Raw genomic sequence first — 15,603 nt, 5'->3', positions numbered from 1 at the left:
GTCAGCGCCGCCCGTCGTAGACGGTACCGCTGGCGGCGCCGGCGAGCATGCTGTCGTCGGCGAAGGCCCCGTCGCGCATGGCGATCACCCGGTCGGCGACCGCCGCGATGCGGGCGTCGTGGGTGACCACCACCAGCGTCTGTCCCGTGGTGCGCAGCTCTTCGAACAGCCGCAGCACGTCCAGGGTGGCGGCGCTGTCCAGGTTGCCGGTGGGTTCGTCGGCCAGCACGACCAGCGGCTCGTTGCTCAGCGCGCGGGCGATGGCGACCCGTTGACGCTGGCCGCCGGACAACGCCGACGGTAGGTGCGCGGCGCGGTCGGCGAGCCCGATCCGGTCGAGCAGGTGCAGGGCCCGCCTGCGGGCCCTGCGGGGAGGCTGCCCGGCCAGCAGCGCGGCCAGTTCGACGTTCTCCACCGCGGTGAGCTCCTCCATCAGGTGGAACGACTGGAAGACGAACCCGACGCTGTCGCGCCGCAGCCGGGCCAGGGCCCGTTCGCTCATCGCGTCGATCCGGCGCCCGGCCAGCCACACCTCCCCGTCGGTGGGGCGTTGCAGCCCGCCGAGCAGCTGCAGCAGGGTGGACTTGCCGCAGCCGCTGGGCCCCATGATCGCCAACGCCTGCCCGTCGGGCACGTCCAGATCGACCTCGTCGACCGCGCGCACCAGCGCGTTGCTCCAGCCGTACCGCTTGGTCAGCCCACGCGCCTGCAACGCCATCGAGCCGGTCACGCCTCCGCCTTCCGTTCAGTCCGATCACGCTCGGTCCACATGCGCTCGCACACCTCCAGCCACTCCAGGTCGGCCCGCAGCCGCAGCACCACGCCCTCCAGCAGCACCCCGGCCACCGGATCCACCGACCGGTCCAGCGCCGCGCGCTGGGTGTCGCGCAACCGGCGCAGCACCTCGCGCCGCTGCGCGTCGACCAGCGCCACGGGATCGGCGAGCCGGCCGGCCGCGGCGGCCACGAGCTTCAGGTGGAACTCCGTGAGGTCCGGCTTCGGCCAGCTCACCTCGGTCAGCCAGCCGGCGACCCGCTGCTGTCCGGCCGGCGTCAGCGCGTGGACCCGCCGATCAGGCCGATCCGGCAGGCCCTCGACCCGCTCCGAGGTCACCAGCCCGGCCTTCGCCAGCCGGGCCAGCACCACGTAGATCTGCCCGGCGTTCATCGCATCACCGACCGGACCGAGGGCGTCCCGCATCCGGCTGCGCAGCTCGTACCCGTACGCCGGCTCCTTCGCCAGCATGGCCAGCACCACATCCTGCACCCGGGCACACCCCTTCGGACCGACAGACCGCTATTAGATAACCGGTAGCTATAGCGCTGTCAAATCCACCAGCGGGTGCGGCGGGCCGAGCGTTACGGAACCCGCAGCGTGGCCAGGCTGACCAGCTCGACGCCCTGCTCGGCGCAGGTGGTCGCGAAAGCCCGATCGGTCAGAGCCATCAGATCGGTCACCCGGACCTCGCGGGCCCAGCGCCATCGGCGTGAATCCGGCCGGCACAAGGTCTGCAGCTCGGGACCGTCCACCGCCGGATGCGCCACGATCATGTGCAGCCCGTCCGGCAGGGACCGGACATGGGCCAGCAGGTCGGCCAGCTTGGACGACGGCGGACGGGTGGACAGGTGCCAGAGGGTGGTCAGCGGCGGATCGACCGGTGGGGACAGCTCGTCACGGCACCACACGCCCCACCGCGCGGCCAGCCGGGCCAGCACCGTCGGGTCGTAGACGCGCACATGGGACTCGACATGCGTCGGTTCGATTCCGGCGAGCCGGACCGCGGCGACCTGTGCCTCCAACTCGGCCACGACCTCCGCCGGGTCGGCCTGCTGCCGCAGCTCCGCGATCCCGGGCGGAAACGCGCCATCGTCCACCCGCAGGCTGCTCGCCGCCGTCAACGGGTAGTAGCGCCAGTACTCCCACTCGCAGGCCAGTACGAGGTGGACGCCGAGCGGCAGGCCCTGCCGGCCGGCCAACCACATCGCCCGGCGGGCGTCCGGGGCCGGCACCATGATCGAAGCCTGGGTCACACTCCCCGACAGGTGGGCGGCCAGGATGCCGTCGGTGACCGATGCGCACATGCCGTAGTCGTCGGCCTGCACGATGAGTTGGATCGACACAGGGCATCCACCTTTCCAAATCAGTAGAAGCGGCCCGAGTCAGTGACCAGCGCCTCCGTGCCCGGTCGTTGGCAGGTCGTGCAGGCCACCGGTCGGCTGGGCCGGATCCAGCCGTACACCCGGGCGCCCTGCTCGCCGGCGCAGGCCGGACAGATTCCCCGGATCAGCCCGGTCGCCCGCAGACCCCGGCGGAACCGTTCCCCGGCCAGTTCCGCCTGACGTCGATCGTGCGCCTCCAGCAACTGCGCGAGCCGCTCGGCGGTGGGGAGGTCATCCACGCACTCCCTGGTCAAGGGGCGTCGCGTCGTCACCCGTACGTCGGGCCGGTTCTCTCGCAGACCGACCACGACCGGGACGCCCAGCCGGAGCAGACGTCGCTCGGCACGCGCCCGCCGTCCCGCCGTGTCGGAGGCGACGGGCAGGCTGACGACCTCGACCCGTAGTCCGGCCCGACCCAGCGAGTCCAGCCATCGCGCCGCCAGCGGACCACTGCTCACCACCCCGACCTGCACCGGGGCCAACCGTGACGGCAGTTGCAGGCCGATCCGATCCCGATGGTGCATGGCGAGGAGCGCGATGACCTTGCCGGTGAAGCCGACATCGATGACGTCGCCCGGTACGGCGAGCGCCTCGCGGTACCGGTCAGCCATGACGTAGGCGGTCGCGACGATGGTGGGGCGGCCGTCCGGCAACGAGGCGACCGTCAGGTACGTCAGCCGTCCGTAGCCGCCGATCGGCCCGGTCTCGATGGTGATCGCCGGCAGGCCGGCACGGGCGAGGGTCCGTTCCAGCGCGCCCGCGTAGTGCGCGAGCCGGCTCACCGCGACCGAGCGGGGCACGACATCGTTGAGCTGGATCGCCGGCCAGATGTGCCGTTCACGGAACAGCGGCGCCGGGCCGCCACGCAGGCTACGGATCAATCCGTTCGCCGAGACGACCGGTCCCTGGCCGGACGCCCGGATGTGCGCCACGTTGGTGTGCATGTTGTCCGCCCGCAGGACGTGCTCGCCGGCGGTGAACACGTTGGTGTAGGTGGGGAACACCCGCCGGTAGTCGGCCAGGCTCTGCAGGAACCCGTGGTGGACCGGAACCGCCGGGGTGACGCTGGCGACCTCGGCCCGGAACTGTTCGACCAGGGCCGCTACCAGCCGGAGCCCACGTGAGCGCCACACCGTGATGCCACCCGGGTAGGCGGTGGCCGCGATCAGTTCGGCCTCGACGAGGGCCCTGTGGTACGGCGCGCTCACCCCGGCACCGTCCCCGTCGACCCGGTGACCACGGCCGGCCCGACGGCCAGTTCGGCCGCGACGACGAGGCTCCAGCGCCGCCGATCGGGCCGCACCTCGTGAGCCAGCCGCGGCGCGATCGATGCCAGGTCCGCGACGATCGCCCGACCGAGCCCCGCTGCCTCGGCCTCGGTGTCGAGGACCGCCTGGGCGAGCAGCAGCGGGCCGTCGAGTGAGTAGACCCGGGTCAATCCGCCGCGGAGCCACTGCGGCGGCAGAATGCTGAACCCGGTGCCGAAGGCACGGACGTACCAGGTCTGGCCGCCGGGCTCGACCGTGACTGCCCGGTCGTAGCGGACCGGTGATCCGGGTACGTCCGGTACGGCCGGCACGGCCAGGATCTCCTCGAATCCGTGTCTACACAGCACGGACTGCAGGTCACCGGATGGCTGCATCGAGGATCTCCACCTGCTGGGCGCCCGGGTCGATCCGGGCCCGTACCCCGATCGGCAGCGTGAGCATCGGGTCGGTGTGTCCGATGTCCATGCCGGTGACAACGGGAATGTCCGGGTCGGCGAACCGCTCGGCCACCAGGCGCCGAACGTCAGCCTCCAGGCCCGGGTTGCCACGGAAGGTACGACCGACGAGCAGGCCGACCACGTCGTCGAGGACACCACTGCGGACCAACTGGTGCAGGAGCCGGTCGATCTCGCCTAGATCGGTCGTCAGCGTCTCCCAGAACAGGACCGCTCCGGCGAGGTCCGGGAAGTACGGCGTGCCGAGCAGGGCGGCCATCGTGTCGAGGTTGCCCCCGATCAGGCGACCTGTCACGACCCTGCTCCCCCGGTACGCCCAACCGTCCGATGTCCTCGTGACCCGGGGTCGGTGGTCGTCGCGGTCCCAGGCCAGGAACTCCTCGGTCCACTCCCGCGCGGGCCGGAGCTCGCCGACCGGATCGCCGCACCGCACCGCCGCGACGAGTCCCGCCGAGGTGCCCGACAACGGCCGTGGATACTCGCCCAGCTCGGCCAGTGCGGTCGGGCCGTGAAATGTCACCAGACCGGTCCGGGCATAGACGCCGAGCAGGATGGCGGTGATGTCGCTGTAGCCGATGATGACCTTCGGATCGGCCAGCAGCGCGTCATAGTCGAGCAGGGGTAGCAGTTCGCTGCTTGTGTGGCCACCGATGGTGGCGATCACCGCCCTGATATCGGCGTCGCCGAGAAACGCGTTGAGTTCACCGGCTCGCTCGGCCGGGCCGGCCCCGGTCCGGCCGGTCGCGCCGATCTCCCCGATAACGGGGCGTAGTCCGAGGTCGGCCAGCGCGTCGGCCGCCCGGGCGAGCCGAGCCGGCGTACGGACCGGGCCGGACGGGCTGATCAGCCCTACCGCGTCACCGGGGCGGAGTCCGGGTGGAAGTATCATGGCTCGAGTCATCGATCGATCACTACGATTCGTGACGGTATGGTGGCGTGTGATCCGGGTCCGACCGAGGAGCCGGAATTGAGTAGACTGCAGTCCGCACACCGCGCCCTCAGCCAGCTAGCCGCGAGGTGCGATGCCGATAACGGCCGCGAAGAGGGGTCATGCCAGCCACCGCTTACGTTTCCACCACGATCCCCTATGTGAACGCGCGTCCGCATCTCGGGCACGCGTTCGAGTACGTCCAGGCGGACTCGATCTCCCGGCATCTGACCATGACGGGCCGTGAGGTCTACTTCCTCACCGGCTCGGACGAGAACAGCCTGAAGAACGTGCTGGCCGCCGAGAAGGCCGGCATGACCACGCAGGCCCTGGTCGACCGCAACGTGAGCTACTTCGAGGAGCTGTTGGCCTCGCTCGGCGTCGTAACGACCGCGTTCATCCGCACCAGCATCGACCCGCACCACCTGGCCGGGGCGGCGGAGGTCTGGCGTCGGCTCGATGCCAACGACGACATCTACGCCAAGGATTACGCTGGCCTGTACTGCGTCGGCTGCGAGCAGTTCTACGAGCCGTCCGACCTCGTCGACGGGAAGTGCCCGGAGCACCTCGTCGAGCCGGAGCTGGTGAGCGAGCGCAACTACTTCTTCCGACTGTCCCGCTACGGCGACCAACTCGCCGAGGCCATCGAGTCGGGCCGACTCCAGGTCCACCCGCACACCCGGCTCAACGAAACGCTCAGCTTCATCCGCAGCGGCCTGGCCGACATCAGCATCTCCCGGTCGGCGACCCGGGCGCGCGGCTGGGGCATCCCGGTTCCCGGGGATCCGAGCCAGGTCATGTACGTCTGGATCGACGCGCTCACCAACTACATCAACACGTTCGACTGGATCCAGGACGACCCGGGCTATCACCGCTACTGGGCCGACGCCGAGCGGCGCATCCATGTCCTGGGCAAGGGTGTGCTGCGATTCCACGCCGTCTACTGGCCGGCCATGCTGCTCGCGGCCAAGCTGCCGCTGCCGACCGACGTCATGGTGCACGGATACATCACCAACGCCGGCCAGAAACTGAGCAAGTCTCTCGGTAACGCGGTCGACCCGGAGGAACTGGTCGCCGCCTTCGGGCAGGATGCCGTCCGGTACTACCTGCTGGCCGAGCTCTCCCCGTTCGGTGATGGCGACTTTGCCGAGGAGCGCCTGGTCGCCCGGTACAACAACGATCTCGCCAACGGCATCGGCAATCTCGCCAGCCGGCTGACCTCGATGGTGGAACGGTACCGGGGCGGGACAGTGCCGGCGCGAGGCGAGGCCGGCGACCTCGAGGTTGAACTGGAGTCCCGGACAGCCGACGCCGTCCGCGACAGTGTGGCCGCGATGGACCGGTTCGACCATCGGGAGGCGCTGGCCCGGATCGGCGAGTTGGTCCGGCGCAGCAACGCCTACGTCGGCGAGCGGGCACCCTGGCACCTGGCCAAGGCGGCCGACGCCGGTGACGAGGACGCGGCCCGTACGCTGGACGCCGTGCTGTACTGCGGCATCGACGTCGTACGACGCATCGCGATCCTGCTGCGGCCGTTCATTCCGGCCGGCAGCGGTCGGCTGCTCGGCGCGGTCGGCGAGGACCCGGCCGCGAGCCTCGACTCGCTGACCGAACTGGCCGGCCGTAAGGTGGTCAAGGCGGGTCCGATCTTCCCGAGGATCGAGCTGTGAGGTGACCGGAGCGCCCGGCCTGAGTTCGCTCCTGTCGAACGGGAGCCATCGGACGGCCTGGGCGGATCTGCCGGACGAGGTCCGGCACTGGGCTGAGGGACTTCTTGGTGGGCCGGTCGTCGAGGCGGTGACCACGGCCGGTGGTTTCTCGCCGGGTGCGGTCTGCCGGCTTCGCACGTCCGGTGGTCGCCGTGCGTTCGTCAAAGCGGTCTCCTCACGGGTGAACGAGCGCTCAGCCGAGCTGCACCGGCGCGAACTGCGGGTGGCGGCCGGTCTGCACACGGATCCGGCGGTACCGACCCTGTGGGGCGGCTACGACGACGGGGTCTGGGTCGCGCTCATGTCCGACGATGTCGGCGGTACGACCCCGCGCCTGCCGTGGCGGAACGATGACGTACTGCGGGTGCTGACCGCGCTGGCCGAATTCCAGCGGCGCAACACGCCGGCGCGGGTCGACGGCCTCGAGCAGGCTGCCGTGGCCAACGCGACGGCGCTGCGGGCCTGGCAGCGACTCGCCGAAGCACCGCCGGCCGATCTCGACGACTGGTCGCGCCGGAATCTCGAACGGTTGGCCGCGGTCGAGGCGACCTGGCCCAGCCTCACCCACGGGGACGGCCTGCTGCACGGCGACCTCCGCGCTGACAACATCGTGCTGGCCGGGGCGGAGGTCATGTTGGTGGACTGGCCGTGGGCGAGTCTCGGCCCCGGCTGGCTCGACGTGGTCAACTTCGCCCCGACCGTGACGACGATGGGCGGCCCCGAACCCGAGTGGGTTCTCGCGCACTCCCCCAGCATGCGCGACGCACCTTCGGAGGGCGTGACCGCGGCGGCGGTCGCGGCCGCTGGCTTCTACACCGAACAGGAACATCTGCCACCGCCACCGGGCCTGTGGGACCCCCGGCCCTGGCAGCGGGCGCAGGCGCGTACCTGCCGCGACTGGATCCGGCACCGGACGGGCTGGCGGTAGCCCGCGGCTGTCGGTCATCGACCGAGCAATCGAGAACGCGGAACGGACAGCTCAGCCAGGTACTCCGCGTACGACACCCCGACCGGCATCGGACGCAGTACGACGTCTGGCGGCGCGGTCACCCACGACCGGTCCCGCCACCCTGCGGTCAGGCTCTCCCACCCGGGTGTCTCGGGCCAGCCGTGCGGCTGAGCGTGCTCGGGGCGCATCGGCGCGTCCCGGCGCTGGTAACGGACGTCGGTCGACAACCGGAGTTCACTCGTCCGGTTGGGTCCGCCACCGTGGACGGTCAGGCTGTGGAACACCACCACGTCACCGACCGCGAAGTCGGCGGTCAACCACCGTGGATCGTCGGCCGCCACCGGAAGGTAGACCGGCAGGGACCGGCCCAGCTCCGGTTCCACCGCGAGGAAGCCGCGCCGGTGTGAGCCGGCCAGCACCCGCAGGCCCTGACGGTCCGGCGAGCACGGGGTCAGGGCCGTCCAGACCGTCAGCACGTCCGGCTCGACATGCAGCTTCACGAAGTCCTGATGAGCATCGGTACTGTACGCCCGGTCGACGGTGGTCGGCGGGGTCAGCCGGGCGACCTTCGCCGGATGGCAGAACACCTCACCGCCCAGAATCGCCCGGGCCACCTGCCGTACCCGGGTCCCGTGGGCGAACCGGTGCAGGCTCTCCAGCGCCTGCACGGCCGGGTAGACGGTCCAGAACGAGTTGGCGGTCAGCCCGGCCTCGGCAGCGACCCGCCATTCGACGGGATCGGCCAGCCAACCGGCGTCGGCCAGTACGCGCCGGAGGTCGGCCAGGAGCGGACCCGTCTCCTCGTCCGTACGCAGGCCGGGCAGGTACACGTAACCATCCCGGCGGAGTCTTTCCCGCAGGTGGTCGTCCAACGTGGATTCGAGCAACGGTCCCATGATCTCGCTCCTCCAGTAGCTGCTGCTCAGCCGGAGCCTGGGGCGGGTAGCGCATGGAGAGTCCACGTCCGCCGGCCGGTCCGGACAACCTCGGCCGGAGGCATGTCCGGGAACCGGACGAGCAGCCCCGCAGCCAACGCGTCGATGTACCGCGCCCACTCGGGATGCCGGTCGACCGTCGGTCGGTACAGCGTGATCAGCAGGACGCCGTGGTCGGTCAGGGATGCGTGCAGCCGGTCGACCACGTCCATCGGCCGGTCGAGGTAGTAGAGGACCTCGCTCAGCACGATCACGTCGGAGCGACCGCGGACCGGCGGGTCGTTGACGTCACCGCAGACGACCCCGTGACCGGGGCCCCAGCCGCCCGACCGCAGCGCGGCCAGCGACCAGTCGACGCCCAGGTAGGCGCCGGGACGCCGCGGCCCGCCGAGCACGTCATAGAGAACGGAGGCGCCGCAGCCGACGTCGAGCACCAGGGCGGTCGGCCCGATGTGGGCCGCGATCGCCGCGTACCGGGCCGATTCGACCGCGTCGGCCAGGTAGCCCCAGCGCCCTCGACGGTACTCGTCCTCCCAGCCGAGTCGGGCCGCCACGACCGGACGCGTCGGTCCCGTCATCGCGACGTCACCGCAATCTGCCCGAGGACCTTCCCGGCCGCCTCGACGGCATGGTCCACCTGGGCCTCGGTGTGCGCGGCGTTGATGAAGTTGACGTCGCGGCGCAGGAGTACGCCCCGGCGCGCCATCGCGCCGACGAATCTGGCGGCAACCCGTTGATGTGTCGGTGGATCGGGGCTGAATCGCAGGCACGGCATCGGGTCGTAACCGACGACCACGGGATCCAGGCCGCGCTCGGCGGCACAGCCGTTGAATCCGTCCCGGAGCCGACGTCCGAGTCGCGCGATCCGCTGGTAGTAGTCGCCGGCCGCGTACTCCCCGAGCACGGCTTTCAACACCTCGAGGGAGAGGGTCTCGCCGCCGAACGTGGTCGACACGACGAGGTCGGCCAAGGGGCGCATCCGGTGGGCCGGCCCGGCCAGGGCGGAGATCGGCAGGCCGGCCGCGATGCCCTTGGAGAAGCAGAGCAGATCGGCCGGTACGTCGAGGAACTGGCCCAGACCGCCCGGTGCGAGTCGGAACCCGGTGACGACCTCGTCGAGTACGAGTAGTGCCCCCGTCGCGTCGCAGGCGGCCCGCAGGCGCAGCAGGAACTCCCGGGTCAGCCGCCGATGGTAGGGGGTGGAGAGGAGGACCGCCGCAAGCCGGTTACCGGACCGCTCCACTGTGGAAACGAGTCGTTCGTCGTCATCCTCGGTGGCCAGGGCGACCCGCGTGCACATCCGCGCGATGCCCTCCGGTATCCCGGGCCCGACACACATGAGCTGGTCGTGCCAACCGTGGTAGCCGGCGCCGATGATGTCGTCCCGTCCGGTCACATACCGGGCCAGTCGGATCGCCGCCGAGCACGCGTCCGCGCCGGTCTTGAGAAACCGGACCATCTCCACGCCGGGGATCGCGGCGACCATTCGCTCGGCCGCGGTCACCTCGGACGGAGACGGAAGTGACGGCAGCACCCCGCGGCCGACCCGCTCCCGGATGGTGTTGGTGACGACCGGGTGGCTGTGACCGAGCGTGGCCGCGCCGAGGGCGCAGACGAAGTCCACGTACGCGTTGCCGTCGACGTCGTGGACGATGGCGCCGGAACCCCGCTCCAGGTAGACCGGGTACTCACCCTCACAGAAGTTCAGCGGGCGTTTCAGGTAGGTCTGGGTCATCCCCGGGATCAACGCCTCGGCCCGCTGTCGCCACTGGTCCGACCGGGTCAGCTCGAGCGCCTCACCACTGCCCAGCCGGGGTAGCGAGGTCGCGGCGGTGGCAGTACTTTCCGGGGTTATCGCCCGGTACCGGCCTCGGGCGGCCAGCCAGGCCCGGCCGATGTCGTGTGCGACCACTGCCTCGGTCCACAAGACGTTGTGGACGGAAGCGGCGCGTTCCGCCGCGACGAGTTCTCGGACACGTTCGTCCGGGCAGGCGTCGTCATCGCTGAGGGCGAGGGCCCGGGCGACGGCTGGCATCCAACGACGCCCGCGGTGCAGGTGCGGACACAGCGGCAGGTAGTTGGCCGCCCAGCTCGCCGAGGTCAGCCGGAGCAGGGCCGATTTCGACCCGACGACCCGCTCGACCTCACCGGTACGGGTGAACGTCCCACCTCGGGCCACGTGTGAGTTGGTCAGCACGATCTCCGTGCTGTCGAACCGGTCCAGGTCGTCGATCAGCGCGTCCAGGTCGATGTCGTCGGTGAACCGCCAGTCGTCCTCGAGGTGGACGCCGAACTCCGTCGTGGACATCGCGAACAGCACCCGCAGCGCGGCGGAGAGGCCGACCTGGTGCGTGAAGCGCTCCGTGTCGACGGACTCGACGATCGGGTGCCGGCCCGGCAGGTCCGCCAGGTAGTCCATCACCCGGGCCAGCTCGTCGGCCTGCACGCCGTACGCGGGGTCGATCGTCACCACCACCCGAAACCGCCCGCTGAACCGTACCCGGGCGAAAAAGCTCTCGTACGTGTCGATCAGGGTGGCGCGGCCGACCGAGGTCGTGGTGATGTCAACAAGCTGGGACCCGGACACGGTGCCTCCAGTTCCCCAGCGGCTGGATTTCGGCTGGGGCGCCGCGACGGCGGGCTCCCAGGAACCGCCGGAGCACGAGGTCGGTCTCGGGTTGTGGCTCGACCGCCAGGTCCTCGCGCAACCGCCGCACGCAGATGGCATGCCAACTGCGGACCTGACCCAGCTCGCCGAGTTGGCCATGGGTCAGCATGAGCATCCGGTAGGTGGCCTCGTGGTAGGGATCGATGCGCAGGATCCGCCGGCACCAGAGGATGACCTCGGCCAGGTCAGACCGAGCGTGCGCGTCGTCGCGGAGACTGGTCAGCCCCCGCAACGCCTTCGCCTGGATCCAGCCGCGATGCTCGACCACCCAGTCCGCGGCCTCACCCTCCAGGAAGTCGCCCTGGTGCAGTTCGGCTGCGCGCCGGTAGAGCCGTAGTGCGCCGTCGCGGTCACCGCCCGCGGCCCGGACCGCGGCCAGGTCCATCGCAGACTCGAACTCCTCGACGTCGACCCAGATGTCGTCCGCCTGGAACCGATAGCCACGGTCGTCGAAACGAATCTCGGCGGTCGATGCCGAGTCGGCGCCCGTACCGGCCAGGATCTGCCGGACGCCGTGGACCGCGACCTTGAGCGAGCTCGAGCCGGGTGACCACGGCGCCTGAGGCCAGAGGACATCGTGCAGCTTGTCCCGCGGCACCGGCCGGCCCCGGTTGACCAACAGGAACTGGAACAGCCCGCGTGCCTTGCCGGCACGCCAGGGCCCGATCTCCCTCTTCCCGAGGGTCGCCGTGAACGGACCGAGACAACGGACGGAGATCATCGCCGTGGTGGTAGACATCCACCCTCCACTCGGTTGGCTTGATGACTGTGGACGCTATGTCGACCATTTATGCGCGACAAGGTGGACCCTCGTCGGCGTGGAAGGAGCACAACCGAGCGGGGACGCCCATTACCCCGAAGGTCGTAGTGGCGGATGTGCCGTTCAGGGCATGTCTTTCGGATAACCGCGGGCGGGTCGGTCGTTGAGATCAACTCCTGCTCGGGATGATCGGGACCGTACACACGGGCATCCCGTCACCGCCTGAGCATCCGGGCTCCACGCACGGTTACACCCGGGTATGCCGGCTATCTAAGGCGATCCAGCTCAAGATCCAGTTGACTGCCATGGCGATGCCGTTACGATGATCTTATTGGCGATCGTGGATATATCTAACTTCTGTGCTGACCAACGGGGGAAGATAAACCATGCTGGATCAAGCGGCGACACAGCCACCGGATCAGGTCCACCTAGCCGATGCGGCTCGTACCAGAATTCTCGAGAGCCTGCTGACCGCACTCGAGCGGACCCGGAATCCGATCGTCGTCGACGCGCGAGCGCGGGTCACGCTGTTGACCCAGGCATCGCACGTTCTCGACGACGTGGTCGAGGTGGCCAATTCCTCGAACGCCTTCCTGAAACAGACACCGGTGGACTGGCAGGAGACGGTCGAGGTCGATTCGGCCCGGCCGACCCAGGGCATCCACCCCAGCGCCTCGTTGCAGGCCGCCACCCTGCTGTTCGAAGCGGCCCTTCCGGTGATCCTGGACGAGCTCTGCCCGGCCGATGCCCCCAGTACGACCGGAGCCGCGATCGGCGTCGCCCTGAACCAGGCCATCATGCGCCGGGTCGCCGTGGCCGCCGTCCCGTACGTCAGCTTCCTTCTCAAGAACCTGCGCAGCTCCCATCAGCACGAGCGGCAGCGGGTCGCCCGCGAGTTGCACGACCGGGCTGCCCACGGCATCGGAATCGCGCTACAGAGCCTGGAACTGTCCCGACGCTACGCCGACGATCCGGAGCGCTCGGCGAGCCGGTTCGCCAACGCCGAGGAGGCACTGCGGGAAGCGGTCGGCATCATCCGCTCCCTCTCGGCCCAGCTACGCCAGACGGTCGGTGACGCCACCCTCGCCGAGGCTGTCCGCAGTTATCTGACCAGTACCGTCCCCGGTTCGGTCCGGCACGAGGTGACCTCGGCCGGTGACATCACCACGCTGCCGGCCGAAATCGGCGAGGAGCTCTACCTCATCGCGCGGGAGGCGATCCGCAACGCGGTACTGCACGCCGACATGACCGAGCTTCGCGCCCATGTCGCGGTCGACGCGGGCGCGGTGACGATCACCGTGGTCGACAACGGTCGCGGATTCGATCCACAGCGGACGCTGACCGACCCGGCCAGTGGCGGTCTCCTGTCGATGAGCGAACGGGCCGGGCTGCTCGGCGGTGTCGTCGACGTCAGCAGCGACGGCCATCTCGGCACGTCGGTGACCATCACCGTTCCGACCGCACAGGCATGGATGTGAGCCAACCCGACGAGCGGTCGATCCGGCTGGTCATCGCAGACGACCACACACTGTTCCGACAGGGAATCCGGGAACTGCTCGGCGGCGTACCGGGACTCGACGTACTCGCCGAGGGGGCGACTGGCGACGAGGCGATCGCACTGACCGCGCAGTTCCGCCCCGACCTGCTCCTGCTCGACGTGGAGATGCCCGGTCCCGGCCCACGGGCCGTACTGCGTAGGGTCGCCCAGATCAATCCGCATACCCGGATCGTCATCCTCACCATGCACGAGGAGTCGGTCCTCGTGCACGAGCTGCTCAAGCGGGGCGCGGCGGCGTACCTGGTGAAGACGATCGCCTGCGACGAGCTGGTCGCCGCGCTCCGCTCGGTCTGCCGGGACCAGTCGAGCGTGCTGCTGCGAATCTCCCGTGGGACCTTCGAGGGTCTCGACCAGGCACGGCCGGAAACCAACCCGCTCTCGGCCCGAGAGCACGAAGTCCTCTGCCTGGCCGCGGAGGCGTTGAGCAACACGGAGATCGCCCATCGGTTGTTCATCGCGGAGGGAACAGTCAAGCGGCACCTCACGAACATCTACGCGAAGCTCGGCGCGGTCTCCCGCATCGACGCGATCCGCAAGGCCGCCGCCGCCCGTCTCCTGCCGGCGATCGACGATGACGACCAGCCGTCCCGACACCCGCCACCGGCCGTGTTGACCTGAGCCACCGCCGTACCCGATAGAGCCGGCCACCGGGGCCGGCCAGCCCGTCGCCGCGGGCTGGCCCGGTTCCACGCATAACCGCCGACTAACCACGCCGACCTACTCTCCCCCGGGATGGTCGCCCCTGGGCGCGACCACGTCCGGACCGCCCCCGGAGGAAGGTACAGGCCGGTGGAACCCCACGAGGAGTTCTTTCGTGTGGTGGTCGACGACGAAGGCCGCTACACGATCTGGCCCCTCGACCTGGCCCTGCTGGCGGGCTGGCGGGCCGGCGGGTTCCACGGCGACCACGAGCTGTGCCTCGCCTACCTCGCCCGTCTTCGGGCCACCCGAACCGATCCGCGCGATGGCACGCACATAACCATGCTCTAACTGGCGGTCCCTACGGTCACGGCAGTCCCTGGAAACCGGGGGCGAACGGGGAGGTGGACGATCGGCCACCGACGCCGGGCCGCCACTGCGCTCCGCGCATCGGTGCCCGCCCGTCGGCCGACAGACCGGCTCCTGCCTGAGCGTCGACCGCAGACAGTGAGGACTCCATGACCACCGCACTGCACATCGAACCGACCCGCAGTTGGACCGCGCCGCAGACCCACTACCTGACGGCGATGACGTCGAGTTGGTACCGCATGCTGGTCGAGCTTCAGGACACGCTCACCTCGTCCACCGTGGCGTTCTGGTCGGAACGAGGGCTGCGCTTCGGGCACCTTCCGATCACCACCGGATCGATCTCGTCCCCGATGGGGCGGGGCAGTGACTCCCGGCCGGTCGAGGTGTCGATGTTCGGGGTGCAGACCTATCTGGCCGACTCGATGCAGTTCGGGCTGGAGTACCTGTGCCGGCTCAGCCCGAGGGGTGCCTACTACCTGATGCCGTCGTTCCGCGGCGAGGCCACCGACGGTACCCATCTGGCCCAGTTCTTCCACAGCGAGGCCGAGGTACCCGGCGGGCTGGACGTCGTACTGCCCCTCGTCGAGGCGTACGTCCGGCGACTCACCACCGACCTGCTGGCGGCGCACGAGTCCCAGCTCGCCTCGGCCGTCGGCGGCGAACCCGCCCACCTGTACCGGCTGCTGGACCGGACCGAGTCCTTCGGCCGGTTCACCTTCGACGAGGCCGCCGAGCTGCTCGGTCACGACCCTCGGTACATCCGGAGCGAGGCTGGTTGGCGCACGATGACCCGCGCCGGCGAGGCGGAGCTGATGAGGCGCGCGGGTGACTTCGTCTGGGTCACCCACTGGGATCACCAGGCGACGCCGTTCTATCAGGCGGTCGACGACCGGGGCAGGGCCCTGAACGGCGACCTGCTCTTCGGGCCCGGTGAGGTCGTCGGCTGCGGCGAACGCCACGCCACCGCGGCCGCTGTCCGGGCCGCGCTCGCCAGCCACGGCGTCTCGGCCGACACGTACGACTGGTACCTCCAGATGAAGGAGACGGCGCCACTCCAGACGGCCGGATTCGGCTTGGGAGTCGAACGGTTTCTCATGTGGCTGACCGGCAACGCCGACATCCGCGACTTCGCCATCTTCCTCCGCGAGAACGGGAGCAACATCGTTCCCTGACCTTGCCGGGCTCCGTCCGTACTTCCCCACCGAC

General features: G+C 69.9%; 16 protein-coding genes. 6 read left to right on the top strand and 10 right to left on the bottom strand.

Annotation, left to right across the window (positions count from 1 at the left end; all coding sequences use genetic code 11):
* Position 1: 1 nt before the first annotated feature.
* The 6 genes from H4W31_RS25615 to H4W31_RS25590 all read right to left on the bottom strand — a co-directional run bounded on the left by H4W31_RS25615 (position 2) and on the right by H4W31_RS25590 (position 4,783).
* On the bottom strand, positions 2 to 730 hold the full coding sequence (locus H4W31_RS25615; protein WP_318783400.1) for an ABC transporter ATP-binding protein: 729 nt from the start codon (positions 728 to 730) through the stop codon (positions 2 to 4).
* The gene (locus H4W31_RS25610) at positions 727 to 1,266 is read right to left on the bottom strand and encodes a PadR family transcriptional regulator (RefSeq protein WP_192768989.1); all 540 of its coding nucleotides are present in this window, start codon (positions 1,264 to 1,266) and stop codon (positions 727 to 729) included. Before H4W31_RS25610 ends, H4W31_RS25615 begins: the two co-directional genes overlap by 4 nt.
* Positions 1,267 to 1,358: 92 nt before the next feature.
* Complete coding sequence (locus tag H4W31_RS25605) at positions 1,359 to 2,120, bottom strand: carbohydrate deacetylase (protein WP_192768988.1); 762 nt, start codon at positions 2,118 to 2,120, stop codon at positions 1,359 to 1,361.
* 20 nt (positions 2,121 to 2,140) lie between these two features.
* Positions 2,141 to 3,367, bottom strand: coding sequence for a hypothetical protein (locus H4W31_RS25600; RefSeq protein ID WP_192768987.1), 1,227 nt, complete (start codon positions 3,365 to 3,367; stop codon positions 2,141 to 2,143).
* Entirely contained in the window at positions 3,364 to 3,801 is a 438-nt protein-coding gene (locus H4W31_RS25595) for a hypothetical protein (protein ID WP_192768986.1), read from the bottom strand. The genes H4W31_RS25600 and H4W31_RS25595 overlap by 4 nt, the downstream gene beginning before the upstream one ends.
* Entirely contained in the window at positions 3,785 to 4,783 is a 999-nt protein-coding gene (locus H4W31_RS25590) for a S66 peptidase family protein (RefSeq protein ID WP_192768985.1), read from the bottom strand. Before H4W31_RS25590 ends, H4W31_RS25595 begins: the two co-directional genes overlap by 17 nt.
* A gap of 149 nt (positions 4,784 to 4,932) precedes the next feature.
* On the opposite strand from H4W31_RS25590, the gene metG reads away from it, so the two are divergent.
* Positions 4,933 to 6,480, top strand: coding sequence for a methionine--tRNA ligase (metG, locus tag H4W31_RS25585; RefSeq protein WP_192768984.1), 1,548 nt, complete (start codon positions 4,933 to 4,935; stop codon positions 6,478 to 6,480).
* Between the two features lies 1 nt (position 6,481).
* Complete coding sequence (locus H4W31_RS25580) at positions 6,482 to 7,447, top strand: aminoglycoside phosphotransferase family protein (RefSeq protein ID WP_192768983.1); 966 nt, start codon at positions 6,482 to 6,484, stop codon at positions 7,445 to 7,447.
* A gap of 14 nt (positions 7,448 to 7,461) precedes the next feature.
* Here the strand turns inward: H4W31_RS25580 and H4W31_RS25575 are convergent, their stop codons facing one another.
* Genes H4W31_RS25575 through H4W31_RS25560 form a run of 4 tightly spaced genes read right to left on the bottom strand, consistent with a single transcriptional unit; the run spans position 7,462 to position 11,810 of the window.
* Complete coding sequence (locus H4W31_RS25575; RefSeq protein WP_192768982.1) at positions 7,462 to 8,364, bottom strand: phytanoyl-CoA dioxygenase family protein; 903 nt, start codon at positions 8,362 to 8,364, stop codon at positions 7,462 to 7,464.
* A gap of 26 nt (positions 8,365 to 8,390) precedes the next feature.
* A complete protein-coding gene (locus H4W31_RS25570; RefSeq protein WP_192768981.1) occupies positions 8,391 to 8,981 on the bottom strand; it encodes a class I SAM-dependent methyltransferase in 591 nt (196 codons plus the stop codon).
* Positions 8,978 to 10,990 (bottom strand): aminotransferase class III-fold pyridoxal phosphate-dependent enzyme, encoded by a 2,013-nt coding sequence (locus H4W31_RS44385; protein ID WP_318783399.1) that lies wholly within the window; start codon positions 10,988 to 10,990, stop codon positions 8,978 to 8,980. Before H4W31_RS44385 ends, H4W31_RS25570 begins: the two co-directional genes overlap by 4 nt.
* Positions 10,968 to 11,810: an AfsR/SARP family transcriptional regulator gene (locus tag H4W31_RS25560; protein ID WP_192768980.1), complete on the bottom strand. Its 843-nt coding sequence runs from the start codon at positions 11,808 to 11,810 to the stop codon at positions 10,968 to 10,970. The genes H4W31_RS44385 and H4W31_RS25560 overlap by 23 nt, the downstream gene beginning before the upstream one ends.
* Before the next feature lie 407 nt (positions 11,811 to 12,217).
* Here H4W31_RS25560 and H4W31_RS25555 point away from each other — a divergent pair, with 407 nt between their 5' ends.
* The 4 genes from H4W31_RS25555 (at position 12,218) to H4W31_RS25540 (ending at position 15,569) form a co-directional block, all read left to right on the top strand.
* Positions 12,218 to 13,309, top strand: coding sequence for a sensor histidine kinase (locus H4W31_RS25555; RefSeq protein WP_192768979.1), 1,092 nt, complete (start codon positions 12,218 to 12,220; stop codon positions 13,307 to 13,309).
* Positions 13,300 to 14,007 (top strand): response regulator, encoded by a 708-nt coding sequence (locus tag H4W31_RS25550; protein WP_192768978.1) that lies wholly within the window; start codon positions 13,300 to 13,302, stop codon positions 14,005 to 14,007. Before H4W31_RS25555 ends, H4W31_RS25550 begins: the two co-directional genes overlap by 10 nt.
* Positions 14,008 to 14,178: 171 nt before the next feature.
* Positions 14,179 to 14,379 carry an MbtH family NRPS accessory protein gene (locus H4W31_RS25545; protein ID WP_318783398.1) on the top strand — a complete coding sequence of 67 codons (201 nt, stop codon included), beginning with the start codon at positions 14,179 to 14,181 and terminating at the stop codon, positions 14,377 to 14,379.
* 167 nt (positions 14,380 to 14,546) lie between these two features.
* Positions 14,547 to 15,569, top strand: coding sequence for an amino acid--tRNA ligase-related protein (locus H4W31_RS25540; RefSeq protein ID WP_225945672.1), 1,023 nt, complete (start codon positions 14,547 to 14,549; stop codon positions 15,567 to 15,569).
* Positions 15,570 to 15,603: the final 34 nt, after the last annotated feature.

Source organism: Plantactinospora soyae, assembly GCF_014874095.1.
Taxonomy (GTDB): domain Bacteria; phylum Actinomycetota; class Actinomycetes; order Mycobacteriales; family Micromonosporaceae; genus Plantactinospora; species Plantactinospora soyae.
Note: the sequence above shows the minus strand (reverse complement) of the source record. Positions and strands in the feature narration are given on the sequence as shown.

Excerpts from the sequence above, each read along its gene's own strand:
- H4W31_RS25570 (WP_192768981.1), bottom strand. The coding sequence starts at position 8,981 with ATGACGGGACCGACGCGTCCGGTCGTGGCGGCCCGACTCGGCTGGGAG.
- H4W31_RS25590 (WP_192768985.1), bottom strand. The coding sequence starts at position 4,783 with ATGACTCGAGCCATGATACTTCCACCCGGACTCCGCCCCGGTGACGCG.
- H4W31_RS25540 (WP_225945672.1), top strand. The coding sequence starts at position 14,547 with ATGACCACCGCACTGCACATCGAACCGACCCGCAGTTGGACCGCGCCG.
- metG (WP_192768984.1), top strand. The coding sequence starts at position 4,933 with ATGCCAGCCACCGCTTACGTTTCCACCACGATCCCCTATGTGAACGCG.
- H4W31_RS25560 (WP_192768980.1), bottom strand. The coding sequence starts at position 11,810 with ATGTCTACCACCACGGCGATGATCTCCGTCCGTTGTCTCGGTCCGTTC.
- H4W31_RS25555 (WP_192768979.1), top strand. The coding sequence starts at position 12,218 with ATGCTGGATCAAGCGGCGACACAGCCACCGGATCAGGTCCACCTAGCC.
- H4W31_RS25595 (WP_192768986.1), bottom strand. The coding sequence starts at position 3,801 with ATGCAGCCATCCGGTGACCTGCAGTCCGTGCTGTGTAGACACGGATTC.
- H4W31_RS25550 (WP_192768978.1), top strand. The coding sequence starts at position 13,300 with ATGGATGTGAGCCAACCCGACGAGCGGTCGATCCGGCTGGTCATCGCA.
- H4W31_RS25575 (WP_192768982.1), bottom strand. The coding sequence starts at position 8,364 with ATGGGACCGTTGCTCGAATCCACGTTGGACGACCACCTGCGGGAAAGA.